This window comes from Sedimentitalea sp. (genome assembly GCF_039973035.1).
Taxonomy (GTDB): Bacteria; Pseudomonadota; Alphaproteobacteria; order Rhodobacterales; family Rhodobacteraceae; genus Sedimentitalea.
Genome location: NZ_JBDWLR010000090.1, coordinates 99,441 through 124,331, shown reverse-complemented (window position 1 = coordinate 124,331; position 24,891 = coordinate 99,441). Strand labels below are relative to the sequence as shown.

Below are 24,891 nucleotides of genomic sequence, written 5' to 3'. Positions count from 1 at the left end.
TTTTTCTGGATTGGCTTGTGCCGCGATGGCAGGTTTCCGGGAATTGGGAGCAAGAATGTTTGGAAATCGCAAAACACCTAAAGACTCTGATCTGCCATTGGTGCGGGCAACAGTGCTGGCGCCGGTGGTTGCAGCACTGCGCGCGCGGGGGCGGGATCCGGACGAGGTTTTTGCACATCTCGGCGTTGATGCGGTGCAAATCGTCACCGCGGAAAGCTTCCTGTCGCACGACGTCGTCTATGCCGCCTTCGATGCCGCCGCTGCCGTTGAGGGTCCGGATTTTTGTATCAAGGTTGGCCAGACGGTCGATCTCAAGAGCTTCCTCCCAAAGGGGCAGATGCTTGCCGAGGCGATGACGCTTGGCGACCTGTTCACTCGCTTCACCCAGATCGTCTCAAGGGAATCCAACGCAGTATCCCAGTCTCTGCTGGTCGAGGATGGTGATGCGTACTTTGCGGCCCGCCGCCATTTCCGCGCCTCGCATTCGCCCGCACAGGCCGATGGGTTCACGATCGGAATCTGGATTTCGCTTTTGCAGCGGGTGCTCGATTTCCGCTGGGACCCGCGCGAGATTGTGCTGCAACTTGCCGACCCGGGCGTGCTGTCAAAGCAGTTCTATGGGATAACCGGCATTCCATCAGACGAGCGGGGCTTTTCCATCCGATTCCCATCGGCGTGGCTCAATCACCGCCTGACCGTGGAAGCGCTGGAGAATGGCCGCGAGTATCACCCGACCGATAGCGACCTTGCTGCACCCATCGATTTTCTGGCAGGGTTCGAGGGCATGGTTCGGTCGCGGGCGTCTGATCCGCATTTCTCGGCGGAACAGGCTGCGCGCCTTGTCGGACTGCACCCAAACACCCTGAACGCGCGCCTGTCCGAACGTGGCGAGACAACCTCGACGGTCATAGCCCGCGTCAAGCGGGACATCGCGTTTGACCTGCTCGGCGCAAAGTACTGCTCGGTGAGCGAAACGGCACAGCAACTTGGTTTCTCGGATCCGACTGTGTTTTCACGAGCCTTCCGACGATGGACCGGCCAATCCCCTCGGATTTCCGGCGCGCATATAGAGAACAGAAACAATGACAATCAGCATAATCGTGGGTCTCTTGTCGGCTTATTTCCTGCCAAAAAGTTCGATCAAATTCGCCGGTTGGCAACAGAAGATCTTCGAAACGCAGCTTGCAATGTTCGAAAGCTACGGCATGAAAAGGAAGATCATGTTTCTGGTTGGTCTTGCAGAAATGTTCGGCACCGTCTGTATCTGATTCTAGGGATTCTGGCTTGGCCCACTTGGGGGGGCGCACTTTTGGGAACTTCCACCGGCGCTATCGTTTGCCATCTGGTGTTCGACACTTGGAAAGATGGTGTTCCGCCATGACTACAGCGGCTCTGTCCATATTCGTGCTTTGGCACAGTTGGAGCAGCATCAGTTTGGTCTTCACGTAGATCGCTCAAGTTAAATCGGCATTCCCAAATGAATTTTTCAGATGACGGCATTTGAGAACGCTACCGTTATAGATGTCCGCCGGAATGGTAGGAGAGAGCCGAAAGCGCCAGGAGGGCTGATCCACGCCAAGGTCTGGAAGGTCCCGCATCCAGTAAACTCTTCCCGATAAAAATGCTGCGTGATTCACGAATGGCCGAAATTGCCGCCGCGCTGTGTCATGGAATTTCGTGCTCATGCAGAAATATTTACGCTGCGTGCGCACGCAGCGAGAAAATCGAATTCTCAGAGAGGGCTCAAACCGGATATTGTAAAGTTTTATTTCGATGTAGGATGTATGCTCGAAGCCTATTCGGTCAGTTTGACAGCTTCGCCCAGCTCCTGTACCAAGAACCGCTCGAACGCCTCGAGGTTGACAGGCTCGAACTGGCCAAATCCCTGCATCCAGACGGATGCGCCACGCAGGGCGTCGGGTTCGAGTTTGCACCACTTAACGCGCCCGCGCTTTTCCTGGCTGATCAGGCCTGCGCGGGTGAGGATGGTCAGATGCTTTGAGATTGCGGCCAGCGACATCTCAAACGGGGTTGCCACGTCGGTCACGGCCATGTCGTCTTCGAGCAACATGGACAGGATCGCCCGACGGGTCGGGTCGGCAAGGGCGGCAAAGACTGTATCCAGAGGATCCGACATGCCCTTGTCTTACTAGGCTGCGTCCGTTTGGAAAAGGTGATTGCGGCAGCGCCTGGGCGGAATGCAACGATCCGAGGGCAAGCCGCTCGAACATGAGGTTGTGCCGAACTATCGATCAAGGAGAATCGGAAGCTTCTCGCAGCGTGGGAATAGGCAAGTTTTCTGAGTTCGGAGCGATCGCTGCGGTTCTCCGCGTCGTTCCCTGCCGACGCGTGCGCGGCAGGGAACGGCGAGTTGTCTGATCAGGCGGCGATTGCCGGTTGTTGGTGGCCGCGCGCGGTTCCATGGGTTTCTGCGACTTTGGCGGCAACGATGCGGGCGGTCGCTGCTGAGAGGGTCCAGCCAAGATGGCCATGTCCGGTGTTGTAAAACACGCCCGGCGCTTGACCGGTTCCGACGCGAGGCAGCATTGATGGCATCATGGGCCGCAGGCCAGCCCATGGCGTCACGTTTTCGGTCGATATGCCGGGGAAGTGGCGTTCGCACCACTCGGTCAGCGGACGTATGCGGTCGGCGCGAATGTCACGGTTGTCGCCGTTGAACTCGGCAGTTCCGGCAATGCGAAAACGGTTGGCGCCAAATCGGCTGGCCACGATCTTGGAGCGATCATCCAGCAAGCTGATCCAGGGTGCAGCAGCCTGACTTTCCGCGTCATCAAGGTTGACGGTGACCGAGTACCCTTTGACAGGATAGATATTGACGCGATCCCCGAGTTGCTGGGCAAATCCTCGGCTTTTGATACCGGCGCTGACAACAACCGCGTCAAAGATTTCGTCGCGACCTGCCTCGGTCACACGCACGACGCCGTTCTCTGCAGAAAGGCTTTCCACCTCTGCGCCAAAACGCAATGTTGCACCGCGACGGGCGCAGGCGCGGGACAGACCCATCGTGAATTTGTGGATGTCACCGGAGCTGTCGGATTCAGTCAGAAACCCGCCAACGAAATCGCCATGCAGGGCCGGTTCGACGTCGCGGATTTCTTCGGGTGCGATTTCGCGGCGGGTAAGGCCACCTTCGGCCAGCAGGGCATTGACTTTGCGGGCATGCGCCAAGTCGCTTGCGTGATCATAGAAATGCAGGATGCCCCGACGTTCCAGATCGAAATCGATACCTTCGCGGTCGGCCATTTCAAACAGCACGGCGCGGGCGGCAATGGCCAAACGGACAGTTTCGACCGTGTTCTGCTTGTAGCGTGGGATGTTTGACAGAAACTCTGCCATCCAGCGCATCTTGTGCAGGGTCGGGGCGGGGTTCACCAACAGCGGCGCGTCCGCCTGCAGCATCCATTTCAGACCCTTCAGGACTGTGCCCCACTGGGTCCAGACCTCGGCGTTCGAGGCGGACAACTGGCCACCGTTGGCAAAGCTGGTTTCCATCGCGGCATAGCGGTGGCGGTCAAAGACGGTCACCTCAAAACCGCGATCCAGCAATTCATAGGCGGTGGTGAGGCCGGTCACACCGGCGCCGATAACGGCAACTTTGGTCATGGACATGCTCCTTGCACGTGCGGCGTCTGCCGCGTGCCCCCTCCGTGCATGGAACCTGAGAGCTTCGCCCGATATCCGGGCTTTCTCCTACGGTGGGCCTTTCGAGCCGCTTTCCGGAGTGTTTCAGCCATACCGGTCCTTGGACCTGAGAGTTTCCGGGGCGGTTGCTCCTTCGGCGGCGGTGTAACCCGCCTTCTCCCGGCATAGCCTTCACTATGTCGCGGCGTTTAGGTGATCAGATTGATTCGCGCAACTGATTTGAGCGATGCTCTGTGCGCCATCGGTATCGGGTTGGCCGAAGGTGCGAGGTTTAGTATAGTTCAAGGGTTGAGCGGAGGCAGATTTGATCCTGTTGAGGTCGCGCGAAGCATGGTGCGCATCTGTGCACGTGCCTTGCCATAAGCCACGCTGACTTGCCGCCACTGAAGTGTCATATCCGATTGCGTTTCACCGCCGAACCGCGCGGCACCGACGCCGGCGAGGGCGGTGTCCAGTTGTCGGAAGTCGGCAGTATCGCCTGCTGGAACAAATGATTTCCAGTGATCCATCTGGATCATCGCTGCAGAGAGATCCTGATCTGCAATCGCCGCAAGCACGGCGCGATGGGCGTATCGTTCTGAGCGGTGCCAGCGGTCGCGCAAGGCCTCAATTCGGCTGCTGATGGTTGGCCGGGCCCATTTGCCGACGCCCCAACCGATCGCCAGAGCCAAAGCCGCCAAGGCGAGCCATTCCGCAACATCGGCGGGATCGGTCGGTTTGGGCGGTGCGCCCGTCACCGTCAATGTAACCTCGGGCACCGATGCGGTTTCGATCTTGCCGCTCTCCAGATTGAACCAGTCTATGGAAACGTCTGGGAGAACCAAGGTGCCATCGGTCTGTGCCACATAGGTTGTGATCTCTGTGCGGGTGCCTGACAAATCGCCCCTGTTTTCGGTTTCTGTGACGACCGGGTCCTTGGGATAAGCACGCAACGCGGTGCCCGGGCTTTCGGGGGCAAGCTGCGGGATCAGGACCGGAGTTGTACCGTCGATGTGTGCGATCAGTGTTCGGGTGATCGCATCGCCCACGGTCAGTTCGCTTTCACCTTCGATTTTCTGTTCAAGCGTGAAACCATTGGCGAGAACAGGCGGCGACAGGCTCTCAGCACCCGCCGGAAGGGACGCCACGAACCTGATGTCGGGGAGCGGGGCAGAAAAGGCGATCGGATCGGTGCTGCCGGGATCGGCATAGGTGATCGCAGCCTCGCCCGCAGGCAGGCGATAGTCACCGGGCGCCAGCGGATACAAGCGATAGGCGCGCTGTACACCTGACCATGTTTCCCCTTCAATCCGTTCACTGATCGGGGTGGTGGCGCGCTCCGGCAGACGCACCATCAGCGAAGGAACCTCGAGTGTCGGAAAATCCGGTGAGCTTGGCATCCACGTTGGTACGAGCACCTTTATGCGCAAGACCAGCGGTTGGCCGACGATGACCGAGTCGTTTTCAAACTCGAAGCTGATTTCGGGCTCTTGTGCGATGGCAAAACCACTCGCAAAAAACAACAGGATAAACGTTGAGGCAAGCAGCCGGATCATTGCGGTCCCCCGCTGTTTTCCAGAACAAAACGGCTGCGCAGGAAATCCCCCATATCGGTATCGATGCTGTCGATCCACTGCTGCGCCGTCTGGGGTGCGCTGTCTTCGGTCGGGGCCTCGACCTGAGTGTCGGCACCGCGTTGGGATTCGTTGTCAAAGACCACCTCGTCGGCACCAATCCCGCTCGCTTCTCCGGTGTCGGATTGCTCCTGCGCGGTCTCTACGTATTCGACGATGGCCCAGGCAATCTCGCGGTTTCTTTCGGCCTCCGGGAAATCCGGTTGCCGTTTCAGCGCCTCTTCAAAGGCCCGTGCGCCGGGGCGATACTCGCGGTTTCGGATGCGCGACAGCCCTTCGGCAAAGGCAGCATCCGCCGTACTGATCCCGGCAAAGGTTTCGGCGGCCTCGGCGTATTGACCGGCGCGCATTTGCGCGTGTCCACGCCACATCGGATCCTCAAACAGGTCTGCCGCCCATGCGTATTCCTTGTTTTGATACGCCAGATGACCTTGCTGATCCGCGGTCAGGAACCAGTCTTTCCAGCCTTCAGCTTGTCCAATTGTTGGGACCTGAAAACCAAAAACCAGCAGCACAACCGCGCTCCACCGCATGGTCCAGCCGCGACGGAACCACAACAGGGCCAGCATCGCTGCAGGCCAGAGGAACCACCAGCCACGATCCTCCCATTTTAGCCGTTCATCCGCCAGTAACGCGGCCTTGTGGGCCGATCGCAGGCTACGTTCGATGCGGTCTATGTCACTGTCATCGGCGCTGAGGGGAACGACGGTGACATCGTTCAACCGGTCCAGTTGTGACGGAATTTGCCCATCGGGCAAAGTGACCAACATGACAATGGGTGGCAGTGGCGTCTCGGCCGAGCCTTGGAACGCGGCGATGTCCGCCGGGTTCAGATCATCCAGTACAAAGAGTATGGCGCCCGGCGTTTCGGTTGTTTCGGCGATCTCCAACGCGAGCGCCAGAGCGGCGGCCGGATTGTCCCCGTCCACAGGCATCACCGCCGGGTTCAATCCCTGCAGCAGCGGTTGCAGTATGTTTGGGTCTTCGGTCGGGGGGGAAACCCTGTGCGCAGAACCAGCATAGGCGATGAGAGCGGTGCGCGCCCCCGCACGTTCGTTGATCAGGTCGAGGATCTTGAACCGGGCGCGTTCCAGCCGGGAGGGCGCAAGATCAGTCGCTTCCATTGATTCCGTAACCTTCAGCGCCACGACAAGCGGAGCGGTTTCCGACACCAGCGGATTGGGGATGCGGCTCCAGCTTGGTCCGGCAGCGGCGAGAGCCAAAAGCGTAAGGCCAGCCGCCACTCCGTCAATCGGATAGAACCGGCGCGTGCCCGCATCGCCAACCTTTAGCGCGTCTGCCAGATGGGGGGCGATCTCGACGGCCTCGAAATCGCTGGCGGCCTTGCGCCGGCGGGCCAGATACCAGAGTGCTGCAACGGCCAGAAGGCCGAGCAACCAGAGTGGCCTCAGGAAATGAAAGGCGTCCAGCGTCTCGATCATGACACCCTCCGTCGTGCTCGGATGGTCAAGAGTGACAGGATGCAAAGGCCGACCAATAGCGCCGCACCCGCCGCGATCCAAGAAAGGTTCTCGGTTGGTCGAAAGCTGGTGCTTTGGGTGATGCGGGGTGCCATTTCATCGATCTGCGCATAGATATCGCTCAGCGCTTTGGCATCATCGGCAAAGAAGAACGCGCCACCCGTGCGTTTCGCGATATCCTCAAGCGCTCCGAGGTCCACCTTGTCTTCGCCCGATGCCACCGGGTCGCCGACACCGATGGTTTGAATGACAACACCGCGATCCGCCGCAATTGTGGCAGCGTTGATCGGGGTCATGCGGCTGCTGGTGTCGGCCCCATCGCTCAGCAGGATAATCAGCCGCTCGTCAACCTCGCTTGCCTCGAACGTGCGCACCGCAAGCCCGATGGCGTCACCGATTGCCGTATTGGGACCCGCCATGCCCACCTGTGTCTGATCGAGAAAGCCATCCAGACTCTGCAGGTCTTCGGTAAACGGCGCCTGAACGAACGCCTTGGTCCCAAACACGATCAACGCCATCCGATCACTGTCACGCGCGGCGATGAACTCTTTCATCACTGACTTCACCGCGTCCAGGCGCTGTTGCCGTTCTCCGTCTTCTCCGACGAAATCGCGTTCGTCCATCGAACCCGAGATATCGAGCGCCAATACGATGTCGCGTGCCGATTTTTCGATCACCACAGGTTCCCCCGACTGCTGGGGTTGGGCGAGGCCCAGCACAATTAGCGCCCAGATACAGATTGCGGCCCCCATCTGAAGCCACCCGCGCCGCAACACCGTTGCACCGATAGAGGGCGTTTCGCCTGCCGCTTCGGTCAGCATGCGAAAGAACGGTACTCGGATCGCAGCAACCTGTTCCTTGTGCGGCGGCATGAAACGCCAGATCAGCCAAGGAGCAGGGAGGAGCAGCAAGAGCCAGGGATGTGCAAACGTGATCATGTTTGCGGCTCACGCAATGCGGCGTCGTGATTGGAAATCCACTTCTGTGCAAGTTCCGCGAGGCCGGGTTGCGTAGGTACATCCCGGTAAGGCGCGGCGGCGAGCACACGGCCCGGACCGTCGGAAAATCCGTCCCCCGGCAAGGTTCGATCTAGAAATGCCAACCAGTGTTCTCCGGTCAACCCGGCAACATCCTCACGCGGAAAGGCGGCGAGAGCGGTGCGCCGGATGATCTGTGCAATACGGGCCGGGTCATCGCCTGCGTCGGACAATGCAGCCAGTGCAGCGCGGCGATAGGCATTGGCACGATGACGACGCAGGCCCTTCCGGATGAGCAATAGCAAACCGGCAATCAGACCAAATGCGAGCCAGATCCAGCCGACGGTCTGCGGCATCATCGAGATTGGCAGAGGTTCGGGTGCCGGTTCCAGCAGGTCGAGCAATTGCACGAGGTTCAGCCCATCCAGATCGCCGTTCATCTGGTGCGTCCTGTCTGGCCAAGTAACAGCGACAGCTGCTCAAGCGCGGGTTTTGTGGTGGTCAGCGGCAGGAAGGGCAGCCCGTATTTGCGGGTCCAGTGATCAAGTTTTGCCAGCCGGCCGCGCGTTACGGTTTCGATCCGCTCGCGCACCGTGCCATCGGCCGCGTTGATCTCGGCCTGTAACTCGCCATCGGAAATGGCGATGCGGAACCCTTCGGGCAATGCGTCGGCCAACGGATCGGCCACGCTAAAGAGCAGCACGTCGTTGTGTTGGGCCAGCGACCTGAGCAGCCGTTCGGTTTGATCGTCAATGCCGTCAAAATCAGAAAAGACCAGTATCAAATAGTTGGTCTTGGCAATCCGCCCTGCCGATTTGAGGGCCGCGCTCAAAGATCCGGGTTCCGGGACTGCCCGTGCTGCATGCAGGCGTGTGTTTGCATCTGCAACCGAGGCCAGAATCCGGTGCACGGCGGCAGTCGAACGCACCGGGCGATGTTCGGCAATGGCATCGTCACCGAAGACCAGACCGCCGACGCGATCCCCCTGCGCCAGCAGTCGATGCGCAGCAAGCGCTGCGGCCTCGGCGGCAATCACCGATTTCATATAGACGCGACTGCCGAAAAACATCGACATCCGTTGATCAACCAACAGCAGGGCGGGGCGGTCGCGTTCTTCTGTATAGACCCGCACATGCGGCTCGCCCGTGCGTGCGGTCACTTTCCAGTCGATGGTGCGGATATCGTCGCCCGCAAAATAGTTGCGCAGCTCTTCGAAGTTCAGACCACGTCCGCGCAGCTTTGAGGCATGGCGTCCGTTCAGAACCGATTGTGCCGGTTGCCGGGGCAACAGGCTCAGCCGTCGCGCCGGACCCGCCAGTCGCAGCAACTGGCGCAGATCCACGTGGACGCGCGGGTCGTGATGGCTTGCCGTTGTCTGGGCGGTCTTGGTCATGATCCCTCTTGCGCTGCGTCTAGGGCAGCGCGACCAGCTTGATGATCTCGTCGGTTATGTGGTCATTGACCTTACCATCGCCTTGCGCCTCGTAGCTCAGGGCGACGCGGTGCCGGAACACGTCATGCGCAATGGCGCGCACGTCCTGCGGATCAACATAGTCGCGGCCAGCCATCCAGGCGTGGGCACGGCTGCACTTATCAAGGGCAAGCGACGCTCGGGGGCTCGCACCGATTTCGATCCAGTTGCCCAATTCCTCGCTCAGCTTGGCTGGGGTCCGCGTGGCATAGACCAGATCGGCCATATAGCGGTCCATTGCGTCCGACACATGGATCTGCCCGATCTCTGCCCGCGCATCAAAGACGGCTTGCTGCGCAATGACCGGGGGTTTCTCTTTCTTACCTTGCGCTGGCGCATTCGCCGCTTGTTCTTCGCCGCGCACCAGCCGGATCACTTCAACCTCGTCCTCGACCGGAGGATAGGTGATGTTCACATGCATCAGGAACCGGTCCATCTGGGCCTCGGGCAGGGGATAGGTGCCTTCCTGCTCGATCGGGTTCTGGGTTGCCATCACGATGAACAGCGGCTCCATCTTGTGGGTGGTGCCAGCGACGGTGACCTGCCGTTCTTCCATCGCTTCCAGCAACGCCGCTTGTACCTTTGCCGGTGCGCGGTTGATCTCGTCAGCGAGCACGATGTTGGCAAAGATCGGACCGGGGTCAAAACGAAACTCGGCCTTGCCTTCGCTTTGCACATAAACCTCGGTGCCGGTGACGTCAGACGGCAGTAAGTCGGGCGTGAACTGGACGCGGCTGAACTTGGCATCCAGATTTTTCGCCATGGCCTTGATGGCGCGGGTCTTGGCGAGACCGGGCAAACCTTCGACCAGCAGATTACCGTTCGCAAGGAGCCCGATGATCAGCCGGTCGATCACGTCGACCTGCCCGATGATGGATTGGCCCATGCGGACTTTCAGATCGAGAATTTGATCATGTGCGCTCATCCGCGACTCCCGGTGGTTTTCATTCTGAACGGGTGTGTCAATTTTGATCGTGACACCCGAAAGTTGTGGTGACCCTAGCGGTTCCAATTTTGATGCGAAAGGGGGGTATCAGGCGTGCTGCACCCTAGTCGAAACTGACGAACGATTTGGCGACATCGCGGTCATAGCGCCCGCTCGCGGTCAAAAGCTGCTTGGTATAGTCCTGCGTCGGGGTGCCGGAACGCAACTGTTCGGTTGTTACCACTTCGGCAAAGCGGCCTCGGTTCATCACGGCAACCCGTTCGCACATATGCGCAACAACGGCGAGATCATGGCTGACCATGAGATAGGTCAACCCGCGTTCCCTCTGGATACGTCTCAGAAGGTTCAGGATCTCGGCCTGCACCGACACGTCAAGCGCCGAGGTCGGTTCGTCGAGCAACAAAATCTCGGGTTCAAGGATCAGCGCGCGGGCAATGGCAATCCGTTGCCGCTGGCCGCCGGAGATCTGATAGGGATACCGGAACCGCATCTCGATCCCGAGGCCCACTTCTTCAAGCGCCTTGAGAACCCGCGCTTCGCGCTTGTCCATCCGGTGAATTTCGAGCGGCTCCATCAGAATGTCGTTGATGGTGTGACGGGGGTGCAGCGAGCCATAGGGGTCCTGAAACACCATCTGCATATGTTTCGCGGTGTTCCGGTCGCGGCGATGGCCGAGTTCGTTGCCGGCAATTCGGATTGAGCCGGTCCAGTCCTGCGTCAGCCGTGAAATCGCACGCAAGACCGTTGATTTACCAGAGCCGGACTCGCCCACCAGACCAAAGGATTCACCGGCCTCGATGCGAAACGATACATCCTGCACCGCGCGCAGTTCCGAACGACCATGCCCGAAGGTGACGTTGAGATTGCTGACTTCAATCACGCGCGATCATCCCTGTTGCCATGCCGGGTCGCGCTGAAGCACCGGCAGCATTTCCTGTGGTTCGTTCAATTCTGGTACGCAATTCAGCAATCCGCGGGTATAGGGATGTTTGGCCTCAGACAGGCGTCCGGCCTCGATCACCTCCATCACCCGGCCCGCGTACATCACCAGAACCCGGTCACAGAATGACGCGACGAGGTTCAGATCGTGGCTGATCAGAATCAGCCCCATGCCGCGTTCGCGCACCATGTCATCCAGCAGCGCGAGAACCTGCATCTGCACCGTAACATCCAATGCCGAGGTCGGTTCGTCCGCGATGATGATATCCGGGTTCGGGATCAGCATCATCGCGATCATCACCCGCTGCCCCATGCCGCCCGACACCTGATTAGGGTACATTTCGTACACTTTTTCCGGTTCACGGATCTGCACGGTTTCCAGCATCTGCATCGCACGGGCGCGCGCCTCGCGTTTGCTGGCCGAGGAGTGCACAAGGAACGCCTCGGCGATCTGATCACCGACCTTGACCACCGGGTTCAGGGAATAGCGCGGGTCCTGCATGATCATCGAAATGCGCGCACCGCGAATAGCGCGCATTTTGCGTTCGGATGCCGTCATCAGATCGATGCCGTCAAACTCCATCTTGTCGGCCGAGACGCGCCCGTTGCCTGCCGACAGGCGCAACAAGGCGCGACCGGTCTGGGATTTCCCTGAACCGGATTCGCCAACAATTCCCAGCCGTTCCCGGCCGAGATCAAACGACACCCCGCGCACGGCCTCGACCGGCCCGCGATGGGTTTCAAACGTGACCCGCAGGTCTTTGACGGAAAGCAATGGTGTCATGTGTCAGTGTTCTTTGGATCAAGGGCATCACGCAGACCGTCGCCCAACAGGCAGAATCCAAGGCTGACCACAAAAATCGCAATGCCCGGTACCGTCGGCACCCACCACTGATCCAGCAGCAATTGTCGCCCGGTCGAGATCATCGCGCCCCATTCCGGCAGGGGCGGTTGCGCACCAAGACCCAGAAAACCAAGGCCCGCCGCCGTCAGGATGATCCCCGCCATATCCAGCGTCAGCCGTACGATGACCGAGGACAGGCAGATCGGCACCACATGCCGGCGCAGGATACGAAATGTCGAGGCCCCTTGTGACTGGGCGGCAAGAATGAACTCTGCGTTGCGGATGGTCAAAACCTCGGCCCGTGCGATCCGGGCATAGGGTGACCAGGTGGTCAGGGCGATGGCCAGGACTGCGTTTTCAAGCCCTGGACCGAGGGCCGCCACCAAGGCAAGGGCCAGGATCAGGCGCGGGAAGGCCAAAAAGATATCGGTGATCCGCATCAGTACATTGTCGACCCAGCCTCCGAGATAGCCGGCAATGGTGCCAATCGCCAAACCAATGGGAACGACGATGACCGAGACCAGCCCGACGATATAGAGCGTGATCCGCGAGCCCCAGACGATGCGGTCGTAGATGTCTCGCCCCAGTTGATCGGTGCCCAGCCAATGTTCGGCGCTGAACGGCTGCAGGCGGTTTTGAAGGTCGGGTTCCAAGCCGTTGCTTGACGTCAAAAGCGGGGCAAAAATAGCCATCAGAACCAAAAGCAGAATGATCACGAGGCCGGTCATTGCGATTGGATTGGCGCGAAACGCCAGCCAGCTCAGATAACCGCGTTGGCAGCGCGCCTGAAGTGTCGATTGCGGGGCAGGTGACATTAGCCAGCCGCGCAGCCCTCCATTGGTTTGGGGCGATGTGCTGTCGGTCATGAGCGCGCCCTCGGGTCGACGAGTTTATAGAGCAGGTCAGACAGCATGTTGATCCCGACGAAACAGGTGCCGACGACAACAGTGCCGCCAAGGACCGCGTTCATGTCGGCGTTGAACAGCGACGTTGTGATGTACTGGCCAATGCCCGGCCATGAAAACACCGTCTCGGTCAGAACTGACCCTTCCAGTAGCGAGGCATAGGTCAGCCCGATGATGGTGATAAGCTGTACGAGCACATTACGAAACGCATGGCGCCAGATCACTGCGCCTTCGCTCACGCCTTTGACGCGGGCGGTCAGGATGTATTCCTGATTAAGTTGATCGAGCATGAAACTGCGCGTCATGCGCGCAATATAGGCCAGTGCAAACGCACCCAGAATGCTTGCGGGCAGGATCAGATGCGACACTGCATTCCAGAAGATGTCCCATTCCCCGGCAAGGGCCGCATCAATCAGGATGAATCCGGTTTGGGTCTCGACGATCCCGTCAAGGTAGACGTCTAGTCGTCCGGGCCCTGCCACCCAGCCAAGTTTGCCGTAAAATATCAGCAAGGCGACCATGCCAAGCCAGAACACCGGGATGGAGTAGCCGATCAGGCCCAACACCCTGACGGCGTGGTCGATGAACCGTCCCTGATTGACCGCAGCCCAGACCCCCATCGGCACACCGATCAGAACTCCCATCAGGGTTGCGATGGTGGCCAGTTCCAAGGTTGCGGGAAAGAACCGCTTGATGTCTTCAAGCACCGGCCGCGACGTCATGATAGACGTACCCAGATTGCCATGGGCCAGCTCGCTCAGATAGCGCCCGTATTGCTCATAGATCGGGCGGTCGAGCCCCATTTCCTTGTACACGCGGTCATAGGTTTCCTGCGGGGCGCGATCGCCGATGATGGCAAGAACCGGATCGGTGGGCATGACCCGACCGATTGTAAATGTGATCGCGGTTAGCCCGACAAAGGTCAGAACCAGCGTCAGCAAGACATTTGAAATGGCTTTGAGAGGGCGCTGCAGCGACAGGGATGAGCCCGTCGCTGCAGCTGTAGTTGTTTCGGTCAAATCACCGGCCTATTTGGTGATCGTGCGATAGAAGATCAGATCAAAGGTCGCGCCCGAAACATAGCCCTCGACCTCTTTGCGCAGGACTGACTGCTCCGTCTGCTGGAACATGATCGCATAGGGCGAATTGCTCTGAAGGCCCTTCTGGATGTCCTGATAGAGCTTTTCGCGCGTGGCCAGATCCGGTTCGTTGCGGGCCGCGACGACCATTGCGTTCGTATCGTCATCCGCCCATGCGTTACGCCAGGCCAGAACGCCAGTCAATTTCGCCTCGGGGCGGTTGTCCGGGTTATGGGCAAAGGCGTCCAAGTTGGAATGCGGATCGACATAGTCCGGCGACCATTGCGCCAGGATCAGCTGATGCTTTTGCGCACGGTACATGGGCCACAGGGTCTTGCCCTCGGCAGTGGTGATGGTTGCCTTGATCCCGGCTTGCGCCAGATTTGCCTGCACAGACTGGGCGATCTCGGGATAGGGCGAGTCTGTCAGAGTGTCGATCGCAACTTCAAACCCGTCCGGATAGCCGGCCTCGGCCAACAGTTCCTTGGCCTTTTCCACATCCAGGGAGAACGGAGTTTCGTCATAAGACCCCCACAAACCCGACGGCCACGCAGCCTGATGCACCTGAAATTGACCCTTGAGGAAGCTGTTGGACATGCCTTCATAGTCCACCAGATAGCGCAGCGCCTCGACCACCTTGGGGTTGCCAAGGATCGGATCGCTGGAATTGGCCGCCATGTAGATCAGGGCCGCCTTGCGATCGGCCTGCACCTTCAGGTCTTCATTGCCAGAAACGCCTTCGATCTGATCGGGGGTCAGATTGCGCGCGAGGTCTATATCGCCCTTTTCGATCAGCAGACGCTGGGCCGAGGGTTCCGGCACATGGCGGATGATCACGCGTTTCACACCCGGTGCGCCGTGGCGATAGTCGGGGTTGGCTTCGAGCGTAACCAGTTCGTTGGCTTTCCATGCCTTGAGCACGAAGGCACCAGAACCGGCGCTGTTGGTCTTGAGCCACGCATAGCCCATGTCGCCATCGACCTCATGCGCCATGACCTCTTTCATGTCGACAATCGACGCGATGCCTGCGGACATTGCGTTCAGGACCAGTGCGGGCGAAAACTCTTCGGTGATGGTGATCTTGGCCTTGTCGCCATCGACCACGACCAATTCGTCGACGTTTTCAGGCGTCCAGCCGAACTGCGAAAAGATGAACGATGGGGTTTTGCCCAGCTTGATCACACGGCGCAGGCTGTAAACGACATCTTCTGCCGTCACCGGGTTGCCGGAATGAAAGGTCATGTCCGGGCGAATGGTGAAGGTGATGGTTTTGCCATCTTCGGAAATGTCCCAGCTTTCCGCGACACCGCCGACCAAGGTCTGCAGGTCTTCGGCCTCAAACATCATCAAGCGGTCATAGACGTTGGCGATGACCTCGCCGCCGGAGAATTCGAACACCTCCGCCGGATCAAGCGTGATGATATCGGCAAAATCTTTTGCCATCACAAACGTGTCTTTGGGTGGTGCGGCCTGCGCCGACAGGCTCAGGAATAGGGACGCAAGCATAGCCAGCGGCCAGGCAATCAATTGCCGTAATATGGTCTTCATCCTAGTAACTCCCTGTTTTTATGCCTGTTCTGCGGACTTGGGTAGCAAGTGTTTACGCGCCGGATACCGAGTCGATCTGTCAGGCCTACGCCCACCGTTGAGGATTCAGAGCCAATCGTCAATAATGCTGTCATTGTTTACAATGTACGGGAATCTACCGTTTTCGCGGGAATAGCCGTGCCTGCCAAACCCATTCAGGAGCCTTTGATGACCGAACTCGTTCCCGTTTTCGATGGACATAACGATACACTTCTAAAGCTCGAAATTGCCGCCCGTTTGGGCAGGCCGCTGACCTTTGCAGAGCCTAATCCCACTTTGGATATCGATTTGCCCAGCGCTCGCAAAGGCGGGTTCGTAGGCGGCTTTTTCGCCATGTTCACACCGTCGCATCTGGACAGGTTCGATGCGGCGTTTGATCCTGATGACCCTAGCAATTTCGATCAGATCGACCAGCCTGCGGCCTTGAATTTCACACTGGCAATGTTTGCGCGGATGAGGCGGCTTGCGCGTGAATTGCCCGAAGATCTGGCAATTTGTGAACATGCCCAGGATGTGCGGTCTGCGATTGGTCGCAATCGGATCGCCGTTGTCCCGCATATCGAGGGCGCGGAATGCATCGACACGGATCTCAACGCGCTTGAGATGCTTCATGCGGCGGGTCTGCGCTCGCTGGGGTTGGTCTGGTCCCGTTCCAACGCATTTGGGCATGGCGCCCCGATGGAGGCCCAGCCGCAGCTTGATCCGGGAAAGGGGCTGACAGACGCCGGATTTGATCTGGTTCGAGAATGTGATCGCCTTGGCATTCTGGTCGACCTGTCACACCTCACCGAGGCTGGATTCTGGGATGTGGCGTCAGCGACGAACAAGCCCTTAATCGCCACCCATTCGAATGCGCATGCGGTGTCGCCCAGTGCGCGCAACCTGACAGATAGGCAATTGTCTGCAGTGGCGGAATCCGGAGGGGTTGTGGGACTGAACTTTCATGTCGGGTTCTTGCGGGCGGACTGCAAGCAAGACAGGAACACGCCGATCGAACAGATGGTCCGGCATCTGGATCACATGGTTGGCATTCTGGGGGAGGGTGGCGTTGCCCTCGGATCAGATTTTGACGGCTGCCTGCTCCCGTGCGAGATCGGCGGTGTGGCTGGGCTGACCAATCTGGTGGCAGGTATGCGGGATGCGGGGTTTGGCGACGCGCTTATTGCCAAGATTTGTCACAAGAACTGGCTGGCGGCGATTGACAAGGGTGTGCCGACGCCCGCCGCGTGACGCGCGCAATTAGCCGGGGCGCGGGCCGGTGTCCAACGCTCCCAGACTTGGAACATCCAGTTCCCGCTCCAGCTTGCGGCGCATTGCGCGTTCATAGTCATCAAAGCCCTGCGCGACCTCAAGAAACGCGCCGGGACCATGCAGCACCTCATCGCGGTAGAACTCGATAAGCGAAATTTCGGCCTCGTATTCAGCGGCATTCACGACAAGACCATTCACGGTTACGCCGCCAAACGGAAATTCCGCGTAGGCGGCAGCCGGAGGGAACCCTTCGTTGTTCTCGCCGTCCCCGGCAACGTCCAGCGTGTTGAACAGGCAGTTTGGCGCGCGTGCGAGCAACCCGGCGCCATAACCAAGCGCATAACCGATTGCTGTGGGAAACTCGTTGTGGCTTCGTTCGGATCGCCCGATTGTGCTTGCCACATCAACCAGCGCCGCCTGATCGGTTATCAATCGCCAGTCGACGATTATCTCCTGATTATAGCGCCCGCTCCATTCATAGACGGCCAGCGCCACGGGAAGGTCGCTGGCAAAAAAGGCGCGCCGCACTTCTGGGGCAATCAGCGAGGCGGCAAGCCCGCTGCGCTGTAGTTGGTCTTCGGCCTCATCGACCGAAGACGACACGTCCATGGCAAGTGCCAGTGCCAACCGGCATTCGGCGGCCTCTGCGCCACCGGCAAGGGCCAATCCCAAGGCGGCGGCGCGGATAATCACCAATGGCCAATGTTTTCCATGCTTGTCCACGGTTCTACGGGCTCAAGGGCATCGCCGTCCTGTAGCAGCTCGACCGAGATGTTGTCGGGGCTGCGCACAAAGGCCATGCGCCCGTCGCGCGGCGGGCGGTTGATGGTGACACCGTTGTCCATAAGGTGCTGGCACATGTCATAGATGTTATCGACGCTATAGGCGAGATGCCCGAAATGGCGGCTGTCGCTGGGCAGCCCGTCGTCACCGTCCCAGTTGTAGGTCAATTCGACCGGGCATTCTTCCTGACCCGGCGCGGCCATGAAAATCAGGCTGAACCGGCCTTGCTCGCTGTCCATATGCCGGGTCTTTTTCAATCCGAGCAGTTCAAAGAACGCGATCGTCTTGTCCAGATCGGCGACGCGTACCATGGTGTGAAGATATCGGGTGGTCATATTGTTCTCCTTGCTGACTGGCACATTAGCGTATTCCGTCACGACGGCCAGTCCGGCCAGGAGGATTTTAGAATTTTGATCCGACGCCGAGCGACAACGAAACTTCGCGGGATGAGTATCGGCTAAAGTTTGAATCCTTGCGCCCGGTGCGCAGGCGCAGCGTCGGCACGAACCCGGCATAGTCATAGCGATCAAAGATCAGGGTCAAATCCCCGTAAAGCGACTTGTCCTTGCGCGGCACCGCGCCATTGAGGCTAAAGAGAAACTGGTCATAGTCCGTATAACCCGCGACCAATCCCATCGACAGGCGGGCGGGGCCGACGGCGCGGCCAAGTGTATAGCTGGCACGCATGGATACCGTCGAATAGGTGCCGTTGATGCTGACCGCATTCGCGTCCTGAAATGCCAGAGCAAGATTAAAGATGTCGCCATTTTCCAGCGCCTTGCCATAGTCCGCCCCAAGGGTCAGCACCCGCGCGTCATTGGTGGTGTAGCGCGCATTGTACCGGCGCTCGGCACCTGCGCGGAGGGCGAACCGCGTGTCGGGATCGGGCCGCCAACTGCGTGTGGCTCCCACGCGCGCAAAACGAAAGTTGCGTTCACCGCCATACCAGCTTTCTCCGAATGCCACGTCAAAGCTGGCCTGACCTCGGGTCGTTTCGGACCCCACTGCAAGCGCGTGCGACAGCGAGACGGCGGCATAGGTCGATGCGAAATCCGATCCGGTTGCATCCGGGGCGGTCGCCTTGGCGCTGCCTGACAGCGATACCCGTTCAACGTAGAGCCGCGCGCCCAGTGTGGTCATACTGTTCTGATCGACGTGCAGGCGATAGGTTGGCGCGATGTCCAGCGATGCGATCAGCCCGGACAGCGCCAAACCGGCACCAGCAATCGTACCCTCGTCAGGAACGCCGTCGATGATATTGCGCGAGGTGTCAGAGCCGTAGTTTACATTGTCCGACGGGCGCAAATCGGCACGCAGGCGCAGCGACCATGGATTGACCTGACGCAGCAGTTTGTAATCTCTGGCGACGAGCTCTTCATCCGCCTCGGTTGGTGCGTGGATCGCGGTGCGCCGCAGCCAGAGCTGTGACAGGCTGTATTGTTCGCCTTCAAACGCCATCCGCGCCGCAAGCTGTGCGGCCTCAAAACGGGCGGCCCCGGCATCCGCATAGCGATAGGCGTAGCCAGCAGCACGGCGGGCAAGTCGCGGGTCGTCCAGCCGCGCATAGCTGCGGGCAATGATGTAATAGGCGAGCGGGTCCTTTGGGTCGGTTTTAAGCACGGCCTTGGACAGTTGAATAGCGAGACCCGGATCGCCGGACTCCAGCGCATCAATTGCCAGGTTGCGAACCTGTGCTGCGTCAAGCTCAATCGGTTGGGCATGACTTTGAATTGCCGACAAGGCCGTCAGGCTGAGCAACAACCCCAGACAGAGGGCCATCTTCCGAAACAGGTGAGAGCTAGGCGGGGAGGAAGCAGCACACGGCATCGACCGACGCCTTAGTTGCTGCGCTCAAGTACAAACAATCCAAACTCTTCAACTTCGGACACGCCGCCGACATGGCCCGTGGCATGGAGCGCACCCGCAACCGAATTGGCATTGGACCCACCAAAGGCACCGCCATAACTGCCGGCTCCTTGCTGGCCCTGGGTAATGTCGCCGGAAAAGGACCCATCGGACTGAATGTCAGTTGGCGCGATCTCAAGCGCCTCGAGTTCCGTTCCTTGCGCTGCATAGGTGCGGTTATAGACTTGCCCCTTGACGCGCATGGTCGAGAAATCTGCGTCGATACGGGCATCGCCATAGACGCGCGCGGCCTGTCTCGGACGTACAGCGGGGTCAGTACCCGGTGGCACTGGCAGCAGCGCATCGCCGTTGTCGGGGAGGTTCATGAGACCCACATATTCACCGTCGTACCGCACATCAGCATTCGCGGCGTTCGCCGCAGGCACGGCAAAGCCGTTCGCGGAGTAGGTCGCGCCGCCGTTGTAGTATCCGTCCAACCCACCGGACACGACCACCACCCCCTGCGCATTGTCGATCGCGCGCGCGTAGGCCGTAGTGTGGGTATTCAGCGCATCGGGTTGCCGCTCAAAGGCCTGATACTGGCCACGGGGTGAGTCCAGCGATGCCACACGGTCGTATTCGACGGCCAAAGGCGTCCCATTAAACGCGACACCGGTCACCACAAGGCGCGGGTTGGTCGGGTCGGGCGTATAAGAGGCCGCATCCAAATCGCTTTGAACGTCTTGAGGGATCGGGCTTGTCGGATCGACGGGATCCGTACCGCCGCTATCATCATCAAGAAATGGATTGCCACCGCTGCACGCCGACAATGCTGCCGCGAGTGCGACACCAACTACAAACCGCTTCATCTGCCTCATCAACCTTTTGATTGGTCGTTTAACCCAGAGTCCGTCCGCCGCATTGAAAAGTCAACGCGTATACATGTCAAAGGCGATTAACGTGGCCAATGTGTGACCCCGATATAGCGGTTCACGCGCGCGAGATCACAATATACAGTCAGGTTCTCAACAGATTCTGCCGGGAAAGGATTCGCTATGCCGCTGTCACCAGAACAACAGGCCGAAATCGACGCGTTGCGGGCCAGTCCGCAACCCACCTTGCGCGCCGTCGCGCCGGGGATGGAAAAGCATCTTTACACTGCGCGTCCGGTTCTGGACCACGGGTTTGTCAGAGTGATCGACTATATGGGCGACGATGCCGCGATCTGTCAGGCGGCGCGGGTGAGCTATGGCAAGGGCACGAAATCGGTTCAGAATGACGAAGGGCTGATCCGCTATCTGATGCGGCACTGGCATTCGACCCCGTTCGAGATGTGCGAACTGAAACTGCACGTCAAACTGCCGGTCTTTGTCGCCCGTCAATGGATTCGCCACCGCACAGCCAACGTGAACGAATATTCCGCCCGCTATTCAATTTTGGACCGCGAATTTTATATTCCTGCGCCTGAACACATCAACGCCCAGTCCGAGGTCAACAACCAAGGCCGTGGCGATGTGTTGCAAGGTGAAGAGGCGGCGCGGGTGCTTGAGATCCTCAAGGCCGATTCCGCCCGCTGCTATGACAATTACGAGGCAATGATCTCGGGCGACGGGCAGGCGGGGCTGGCGCGTGAGTTGGCGCGGATGAACCTGCCAGCGAACATCTATACGCAGTGGTACTGGAAAGTGGATCTGCACAATCTCTTCCACTTCTTGCGCCTGCGGGCCGACGCTCACGCGCAGTATGAAATCCGCGTCTACGCCGACGCGATCTGCGAGATGGTTGCCGACTGGGTGCCTGCGGCCTATGGCGCGTTTGAGGACTATCGTATGGGCGCCGTCACAATGTCGTCCCAGATGGTCGAATGCCTGCGCCGGATGCTGAAAGGCGAGGCCGTGACCAAAGAGAATTCAGGCATGAGTGCACGGGAATGGCGGGAGTTCGAAGAGGTTATCGCGTGAACCCCTGATCTGAGTGTTTTCCATTGTCGGTTGCGTTTCCTTGCAGCTTTCGGGAGTGCCAGGGTTCGTGAGCCGATATGGAGCCTTCGTTTCAGCTGATTTTGAGCGGCGGGCAGGCGGGCAACCGAGTTTTGCGGTAGTCCATTGATCCTTCGTCCACACACTTGAATTTGCATTGGTTCGTTCTTACCCATTGAAGTAAAGCTCAAGGGAGATTTCCAATGCAAATCCAAGTCAATACCGACAACTTCATCCATGGTGACGAACGGGTTGCGGAGGTGGCAGAGCTGGCTGTGAAGTCGGATCTCGGTCACTTTGAAGATCGGCTGACCCGTGTCGAGGTGCATCTTAAGGACCAGAATGCGGATAAGCATGGGCCGGACCACATTCGCTGTACGATAGAGGCTCGCCCGCGCGGTATGGGGCCCATCGCGGCTCATCACGATGCCGCTGATATTCCTGCGGCACTCAAGGGCGCGGCAAAAAAGCTTCGCGCCCGTCTGTCCAGTGAGTTTGACAAGCACGACGCGCATCATTGAGGTTCAGAACAAAGCAGGACAGCGATGCTGTCCTGCAATACGCGGTTGAGTGAATTTGCGCGATGGTTCTGTGGGTTGCGCATACTAGAATGTTTGTCTTGTGCGCGGATGAATGGGATCTACTCTAGCGCGAGCGCGACTTCCGCGGCGTCGCTCCATGGGCGAAACCTTCGAATTTTATCGGTGATTCGGTCAGGAAACACACTGTTTCCTGATTGTTTGGGGTGGACTCGACTCAGGCAGACCGGGATTATCACTGCATTGGTGCGTATGCCTGTCGTGAGTGGTGGGCCATTTTCAGTAAGAAGTGTTGGCGGCTTGGGGTGTGTTGCGTACTTTGGTGTGCGGACCAGACAGGTCAGAACTCTGCGGTTGCGATGCGCCGCAAGTCGCCGACAAATTTCCTTTGCCGACGTGATAACGTGTTTGCGCAGTTGGGCGTTACACGTATTCCTGACAATACTGTCCGGCTCTAACGCGTCCCGTATCTGTGCCGGGACGCGGCGTTTTCTTGCATCGGGCTGTTCAGAGCGGCTTCAGGTTGGCGGCCATTTCCCGACCGTCGCGACCTTCTTCCAGATCATAATCTACCTTCTGATTATCAGCGAGGCCGGTCAGGCCCGACCTTTCCACAGCCGAAATGTGCACAAATACATCCTTGCCCCCGGTATCGGGCGCAATGAAGCCGTAGCCTTTTGTCGTGTTAAACCATTTCACGGTGCCGGTTGGCATTTCCCGTGTCTCCTTCTAATTTAAGTAGCGCCCCGAAATCGCGGAGGCTTTCTTTTGCGTACGCCCCTCGGCCCGTGATTGCGCCGACCAACTGGAACAAGTGCACGAAAAAAGAGTGTACTGTTTCCAATTTCGCATGACCCGATGAAAAATCAAGAAAAAGGGGCTGCAATTCGCCGGATTGACGGATATTTGCCCATCGAACAAGGAGAGTTGCCATGGTGCTATATGGGCTAAAGACCTGCGATACTTGCCGCAAGGCGCTGAAATCATTGGCCGAGGCGCGTTTTGTTGACGTGCGTGGCGATGGCGTTCCGACAGATGTCCTCAAACGTGCACATGCGCAATTTGGCGCCGCCCTGCTCAATACCCGGTCCACAACCTGGCGCGGGCTCAATGAAACTGAACGCGCGCGCCCACCGTTTGATTTGCTTGCCGACCACCCGACCTTGATGAAGCGGCCACTGATCGAAAACGGCGATCAGTTGATGCTGGGGTGGGGTGCGGATGTGCAGGCGGCCCTTGGCGTCGTCTAAGTCGATACCTATCTCACTGTCACGCACAGGAGGGCAAAGATGCGCAACGCCGCACTGACTTTGGGAATACTGGCCGGTATCGCCGGCATGTTTGTCGGGTTCTTCAGCTACGGCTATACCGCCGCGATTGAACACTGGGGCGAGATCGATGGGCTGGCCGTTCAGGTGAGCGATGTCGACCTGATCCGCACCATGTCAGTACTCGCACCGATGCTGGCCATTGCAGGCGGTGCAATGGCGCGGGCACGGGCGCTGTGGGGTGGTGTGCTGTTGATCCTGTCGGCGGGCGGCATGTACCACGCTTTTGGTTTCAATGTGTTCACCATGTTCCCGATCGCCTTTGCGGCGACCGCCGGTCTACTGGCGCTTGCCGCCGGTAAGCCGGATCAGGAAACAGCTCATTTCTGATCCCGTCCGGCCCTGAGGTGTCCTCAGGAAAGCCGCCCGATGAGCCGGTCAAGCGACAGCGGACCCGCCCCCTTGACCACGATCACCAGCAAAACCATCACCCACAATGTCCGTTGGTCCATGATCAGACTGCCGGACGCGGCATCAAACCATGCCCCAAGGGTTGTCGCATCCGTGGCTCCATGTCCGACGATATCGGTGGCGGATTGCATAATAATAAAGCCGATCATTCCGATCGACGCCAACCTGCTGAACAGGCCAACAAGGATCAGCGCGGGCAGGATGAATTCGGCCCAGGTTCCGAGCAATGCGACAGCCCAGTAAAACACCCCCAATTGTGAACTGTCATAGCTTGCCGCCTCCATGGCGCGCGGAAAAATCTGAACATATGCGCCGTCAGAGGGTGAGAAGATACCGAATATTCCACTGCCGACCTTTGTGAGCGCCGATTTCCAGAAGTAGATCAACAGAACGGCGGCAAACACAAAGCGCGCAAGTGTTGGCAGGATCAGGCCGGACTGGCGGTCCAGCCAATCAAACACGGCATTGTGCATCGAGATCAGCGCGGTCATGGGGTCAGTCCTTGTATGTAAGTGATGTGATCGCATTCCCGGTGAGAAGCAGGGTAAGCGGAGTGGTCATGTCAAAATCAGGTGCTTCGCCAGTGGCGGTTTCCAGCGCGGCACCAATGCTCTGCCCCCGAGCGAGGGCGTCGATCCAAGCCGCGCCGCCGGGAGGCAGCAAATGTGGTAACGGGTCGAATTCTGGTCTGGTGATCAGTACATCCTGTGCGCCCGGCGTTGGTTTTGGCGCGTCGGTTTCCGTATTGAACAGCCAGATGTCGTGAATTGGCCAGCCGGAACACACAATCCGGACCGAAGGTGCCAGCGAAACCCGCGAGGCGAGCAGAGCATCTGGTGTCAATTCCGCCAACGCTTCTGGCGCGATCGGGGTGTCATCGGCGGCGTGATACGAACGCCGCAACGCCAGCTCCAGACGCGCTACATCGGGCAAATACCCTAGGTGGGACAATTGCGGCAGCGTGCTGATAAAGCCGGGCAAGGCCTCGCCATAAAACATCATGACAGGCGATGTCGGCGGGTGAGCCCGGACGAACTGCCCTGCCAACCCGTCCATGTTTTCTTTTCCAAGCAACTTTGCCAGCACGGGAAAGCCAGTGTGCAAAGCCTCGATGAGCGAGACAACCATGTTGTTGCGATACACGTCAAACCGCGCGCCTGCGGGCCGTCCGGCGCTGTCGCTCAGTCCAACGGGGGCATTGAGGTCCGGCTCGGTCAACGCCTTGCGGAACAGGGCCTCGGATACCATGC

At 59.0% G+C, this 24,891-nt stretch carries 26 protein-coding genes and 1 riboswitch; of the genes, 6 read left to right on the top strand and 20 right to left on the bottom strand.

Annotated features, from left to right (window positions below; genetic code table 11):
* Positions 1-55: 55 nt before the first annotated feature.
* A complete protein-coding gene (locus ABJO75_RS24095) occupies positions 56-1,381 on the top strand; it encodes a helix-turn-helix domain-containing protein (protein ID WP_348127751.1) in 1,326 nt (441 codons plus the stop codon).
* 414 nt (positions 1,382-1,795) lie between these two features.
* Here the strand turns inward: ABJO75_RS24095 and ABJO75_RS24090 are convergent, their stop codons facing one another.
* The 13 genes from ABJO75_RS24090 to ABJO75_RS24030 all read right to left on the bottom strand — a co-directional run bounded on the left by ABJO75_RS24090 (position 1,796) and on the right by ABJO75_RS24030 (position 15,466).
* Entirely contained in the window at positions 1,796-2,137 is a 342-nt protein-coding gene (locus ABJO75_RS24090) for a metalloregulator ArsR/SmtB family transcription factor (protein WP_348127748.1), read from the bottom strand.
* Between the two features lie 242 nt (positions 2,138-2,379).
* A complete protein-coding gene (locus ABJO75_RS24085; RefSeq protein ID WP_348127745.1) occupies positions 2,380-3,624 on the bottom strand; it encodes a D-amino acid dehydrogenase in 1,245 nt (414 codons plus the stop codon).
* Positions 3,625-3,747: 123 nt separating this feature from the next.
* Positions 3,748-3,835: riboswitch (glycine riboswitch) on the bottom strand.
* A 109-nt stretch (positions 3,836-3,944) separates the two neighbouring features.
* Complete coding sequence (locus ABJO75_RS24080; RefSeq protein ID WP_348127743.1) at positions 3,945-5,198, bottom strand: hypothetical protein; 1,254 nt, start codon at positions 5,196-5,198, stop codon at positions 3,945-3,947.
* Entirely contained in the window at positions 5,195-6,718 is a 1,524-nt protein-coding gene (locus ABJO75_RS24075) for a VWA domain-containing protein (RefSeq protein WP_348127740.1), read from the bottom strand. Before ABJO75_RS24075 ends, ABJO75_RS24080 begins: the two co-directional genes overlap by 4 nt.
* Positions 6,715-7,695 carry a VWA domain-containing protein gene (locus ABJO75_RS24070; RefSeq protein WP_348127737.1) on the bottom strand — a complete coding sequence of 327 codons (981 nt, stop codon included), beginning with the start codon at positions 7,693-7,695 and terminating at the stop codon, positions 6,715-6,717. The genes ABJO75_RS24075 and ABJO75_RS24070 overlap by 4 nt, the downstream gene beginning before the upstream one ends.
* Positions 7,692-8,174: a DUF4381 domain-containing protein gene (locus ABJO75_RS24065; protein WP_348127735.1), complete on the bottom strand. Its 483-nt coding sequence runs from the start codon at positions 8,172-8,174 to the stop codon at positions 7,692-7,694. The genes ABJO75_RS24070 and ABJO75_RS24065 overlap by 4 nt, the downstream gene beginning before the upstream one ends.
* Positions 8,171-9,127 (bottom strand): DUF58 domain-containing protein, encoded by a 957-nt coding sequence (locus ABJO75_RS24060; protein WP_348127733.1) that lies wholly within the window; start codon positions 9,125-9,127, stop codon positions 8,171-8,173. The genes ABJO75_RS24065 and ABJO75_RS24060 overlap by 4 nt, the downstream gene beginning before the upstream one ends.
* 19 nt (positions 9,128-9,146) lie before the next feature.
* Complete coding sequence (locus ABJO75_RS24055; protein ID WP_348127731.1) at positions 9,147-10,130, bottom strand: MoxR family ATPase; 984 nt, start codon at positions 10,128-10,130, stop codon at positions 9,147-9,149.
* A gap of 124 nt (positions 10,131-10,254) precedes the next feature.
* Entirely contained in the window at positions 10,255-11,031 is a 777-nt protein-coding gene (locus ABJO75_RS24050) for an ABC transporter ATP-binding protein (protein WP_348127728.1), read from the bottom strand.
* A 6-nt stretch (positions 11,032-11,037) separates the two neighbouring features.
* Complete coding sequence (locus ABJO75_RS24045; RefSeq protein WP_348127726.1) at positions 11,038-11,874, bottom strand: ABC transporter ATP-binding protein; 837 nt, start codon at positions 11,872-11,874, stop codon at positions 11,038-11,040.
* Complete coding sequence (gene nikC / locus ABJO75_RS24040) at positions 11,871-12,800, bottom strand: nickel transporter permease (protein ID WP_348127723.1); 930 nt, start codon at positions 12,798-12,800, stop codon at positions 11,871-11,873. Before nikC ends, ABJO75_RS24045 begins: the two co-directional genes overlap by 4 nt.
* A complete protein-coding gene (locus ABJO75_RS24035) occupies positions 12,797-13,819 on the bottom strand; it encodes an ABC transporter permease (protein ID WP_348127786.1) in 1,023 nt (340 codons plus the stop codon). The genes nikC and ABJO75_RS24035 overlap by 4 nt, the downstream gene beginning before the upstream one ends.
* A gap of 48 nt (positions 13,820-13,867) precedes the next feature.
* On the bottom strand, positions 13,868-15,466 hold the full coding sequence (locus ABJO75_RS24030) for an ABC transporter substrate-binding protein (protein ID WP_348127720.1): 1,599 nt from the start codon (positions 15,464-15,466) through the stop codon (positions 13,868-13,870).
* Between the two features lie 207 nt (positions 15,467-15,673).
* On the opposite strand from ABJO75_RS24030, the gene ABJO75_RS24025 reads away from it, so the two are divergent.
* Positions 15,674-16,735, top strand: coding sequence for a dipeptidase (locus tag ABJO75_RS24025; RefSeq protein WP_348127717.1), 1,062 nt, complete (start codon positions 15,674-15,676; stop codon positions 16,733-16,735).
* 9 nt (positions 16,736-16,744) lie between these two features.
* Here ABJO75_RS24025 and ABJO75_RS24020 read toward each other — a convergent pair whose 3' ends face one another.
* The 4 genes from ABJO75_RS24020 to ABJO75_RS24005 form a co-directional block, all read right to left on the bottom strand.
* The gene (locus ABJO75_RS24020; RefSeq protein WP_348127783.1) at positions 16,745-17,446 is read right to left on the bottom strand and encodes a DUF1194 domain-containing protein; all 702 of its coding nucleotides are present in this window, start codon (positions 17,444-17,446) and stop codon (positions 16,745-16,747) included.
* Positions 17,446-17,874: a VOC family protein gene (locus tag ABJO75_RS24015; RefSeq protein WP_348127714.1), complete on the bottom strand. Its 429-nt coding sequence runs from the start codon at positions 17,872-17,874 to the stop codon at positions 17,446-17,448. Before ABJO75_RS24015 ends, ABJO75_RS24020 begins: the two co-directional genes overlap by 1 nt.
* A 67-nt stretch (positions 17,875-17,941) precedes the next feature.
* On the bottom strand, positions 17,942-19,318 hold the full coding sequence (locus tag ABJO75_RS24010) for a hypothetical protein (protein ID WP_348127711.1): 1,377 nt from the start codon (positions 19,316-19,318) through the stop codon (positions 17,942-17,944).
* A gap of 59 nt (positions 19,319-19,377) precedes the next feature.
* A complete protein-coding gene (locus ABJO75_RS24005; RefSeq protein WP_348127708.1) occupies positions 19,378-20,253 on the bottom strand; it encodes a thymidylate synthase in 876 nt (291 codons plus the stop codon).
* A 186-nt stretch (positions 20,254-20,439) separates the two neighbouring features.
* On the opposite strand from ABJO75_RS24005, the gene thyX reads away from it, so the two are divergent.
* Both thyX and ABJO75_RS23995 read left to right on the top strand, forming a co-directional pair.
* Positions 20,440-21,345, top strand: coding sequence for an FAD-dependent thymidylate synthase (gene thyX, locus ABJO75_RS24000; RefSeq protein ID WP_348127705.1), 906 nt, complete (start codon positions 20,440-20,442; stop codon positions 21,343-21,345).
* A 221-nt stretch (positions 21,346-21,566) separates the two neighbouring features.
* Complete coding sequence (locus tag ABJO75_RS23995) at positions 21,567-21,884, top strand: HPF/RaiA family ribosome-associated protein (RefSeq protein ID WP_348127702.1); 318 nt, start codon at positions 21,567-21,569, stop codon at positions 21,882-21,884.
* 525 nt (positions 21,885-22,409) lie between these two features.
* On the opposite strand, the gene ABJO75_RS23990 is transcribed toward ABJO75_RS23995, so the two are convergent.
* Positions 22,410-22,616, bottom strand: coding sequence for a cold-shock protein (locus tag ABJO75_RS23990; protein ID WP_316777040.1), 207 nt, complete (start codon positions 22,614-22,616; stop codon positions 22,410-22,412).
* 218 nt (positions 22,617-22,834) lie between these two features.
* Between ABJO75_RS23990 and ABJO75_RS23985 the strand changes: the two genes are divergently transcribed.
* Together ABJO75_RS23985 and ABJO75_RS23980 are read left to right on the top strand one after the other, a co-directional pair.
* Positions 22,835-23,152: an ArsC/Spx/MgsR family protein gene (locus tag ABJO75_RS23985; protein ID WP_348127699.1), complete on the top strand. Its 318-nt coding sequence runs from the start codon at positions 22,835-22,837 to the stop codon at positions 23,150-23,152.
* A 39-nt stretch (positions 23,153-23,191) separates the two neighbouring features.
* Complete coding sequence (locus ABJO75_RS23980) at positions 23,192-23,560, top strand: hypothetical protein (RefSeq protein WP_348127697.1); 369 nt, start codon at positions 23,192-23,194, stop codon at positions 23,558-23,560.
* A 23-nt stretch (positions 23,561-23,583) separates the two neighbouring features.
* On the opposite strand, the gene ABJO75_RS23975 is transcribed toward ABJO75_RS23980, so the two are convergent.
* Both ABJO75_RS23975 and ABJO75_RS23970 read right to left on the bottom strand, forming a co-directional pair.
* A complete protein-coding gene (locus tag ABJO75_RS23975; protein WP_348127694.1) occupies positions 23,584-24,132 on the bottom strand; it encodes a hypothetical protein in 549 nt (182 codons plus the stop codon).
* Between the two features lie 4 nt (positions 24,133-24,136).
* The gene (locus ABJO75_RS23970; protein ID WP_348127780.1) at positions 24,137-24,889 is read right to left on the bottom strand and encodes a DNA-binding domain-containing protein; all 753 of its coding nucleotides are present in this window, start codon (positions 24,887-24,889) and stop codon (positions 24,137-24,139) included.
* Between the last annotated feature and the right edge of the window lie 2 nt (positions 24,890-24,891).

Coding starts and splice junctions, on each gene's coding strand:
- ABJO75_RS24025 (WP_348127717.1), top strand. CDS start 15,674: ATGACCGAACTCGTTCCCGTTTTCGATGGACATAACGATACACTTCTA.
- thyX (WP_348127705.1), top strand. CDS start 20,440: ATGCCGCTGTCACCAGAACAACAGGCCGAAATCGACGCGTTGCGGGCC.
- ABJO75_RS24045 (WP_348127726.1), bottom strand. CDS start 11,874: ATGACACCATTGCTTTCCGTCAAAGACCTGCGGGTCACGTTTGAAACC.
- nikC (WP_348127723.1), bottom strand. CDS start 12,800: ATGACCGACAGCACATCGCCCCAAACCAATGGAGGGCTGCGCGGCTGG.
- ABJO75_RS24015 (WP_348127714.1), bottom strand. CDS start 17,874: ATGACCACCCGATATCTTCACACCATGGTACGCGTCGCCGATCTGGAC.
- ABJO75_RS24065 (WP_348127735.1), bottom strand. CDS start 8,174: ATGAACGGCGATCTGGATGGGCTGAACCTCGTGCAATTGCTCGACCTG.
- ABJO75_RS23990 (WP_316777040.1), bottom strand. CDS start 22,616: ATGCCAACCGGCACCGTGAAATGGTTTAACACGACAAAAGGCTACGGC.
- ABJO75_RS24005 (WP_348127708.1), bottom strand. CDS start 20,253: ATGAAGCGGTTTGTAGTTGGTGTCGCACTCGCGGCAGCATTGTCGGCG.
- ABJO75_RS23985 (WP_348127699.1), top strand. CDS start 22,835: ATGGTGCTATATGGGCTAAAGACCTGCGATACTTGCCGCAAGGCGCTG.
- ABJO75_RS24060 (WP_348127733.1), bottom strand. CDS start 9,127: ATGACCAAGACCGCCCAGACAACGGCAAGCCATCACGACCCGCGCGTC.
- ABJO75_RS24055 (WP_348127731.1), bottom strand. CDS start 10,130: ATGAGCGCACATGATCAAATTCTCGATCTGAAAGTCCGCATGGGCCAA.
- ABJO75_RS24080 (WP_348127743.1), bottom strand. CDS start 5,198: ATGATCCGGCTGCTTGCCTCAACGTTTATCCTGTTGTTTTTTGCGAGT.
- ABJO75_RS24030 (WP_348127720.1), bottom strand. CDS start 15,466: ATGAAGACCATATTACGGCAATTGATTGCCTGGCCGCTGGCTATGCTT.
- ABJO75_RS24095 (WP_348127751.1), top strand. CDS start 56: ATGTTTGGAAATCGCAAAACACCTAAAGACTCTGATCTGCCATTGGTG.
- ABJO75_RS24090 (WP_348127748.1), bottom strand. CDS start 2,137: ATGTCGGATCCTCTGGATACAGTCTTTGCCGCCCTTGCCGACCCGACC.
- ABJO75_RS23970 (WP_348127780.1), bottom strand. CDS start 24,889: ATGGTATCCGAGGCCCTGTTCCGCAAGGCGTTGACCGAGCCGGACCTC.
- ABJO75_RS24010 (WP_348127711.1), bottom strand. CDS start 19,318: ATGGCCCTCTGTCTGGGGTTGTTGCTCAGCCTGACGGCCTTGTCGGCA.
- ABJO75_RS23995 (WP_348127702.1), top strand. CDS start 21,567: ATGCAAATCCAAGTCAATACCGACAACTTCATCCATGGTGACGAACGG.
- ABJO75_RS24070 (WP_348127737.1), bottom strand. CDS start 7,695: ATGATCACGTTTGCACATCCCTGGCTCTTGCTGCTCCTCCCTGCTCCT.
- ABJO75_RS23980 (WP_348127697.1), top strand. CDS start 23,192: ATGCGCAACGCCGCACTGACTTTGGGAATACTGGCCGGTATCGCCGGC.
- ABJO75_RS24075 (WP_348127740.1), bottom strand. CDS start 6,718: ATGATCGAGACGCTGGACGCCTTTCATTTCCTGAGGCCACTCTGGTTG.
- ABJO75_RS24085 (WP_348127745.1), bottom strand. CDS start 3,624: ATGACCAAAGTTGCCGTTATCGGCGCCGGTGTGACCGGCCTCACCACC.
- ABJO75_RS23975 (WP_348127694.1), bottom strand. CDS start 24,132: ATGACCGCGCTGATCTCGATGCACAATGCCGTGTTTGATTGGCTGGAC.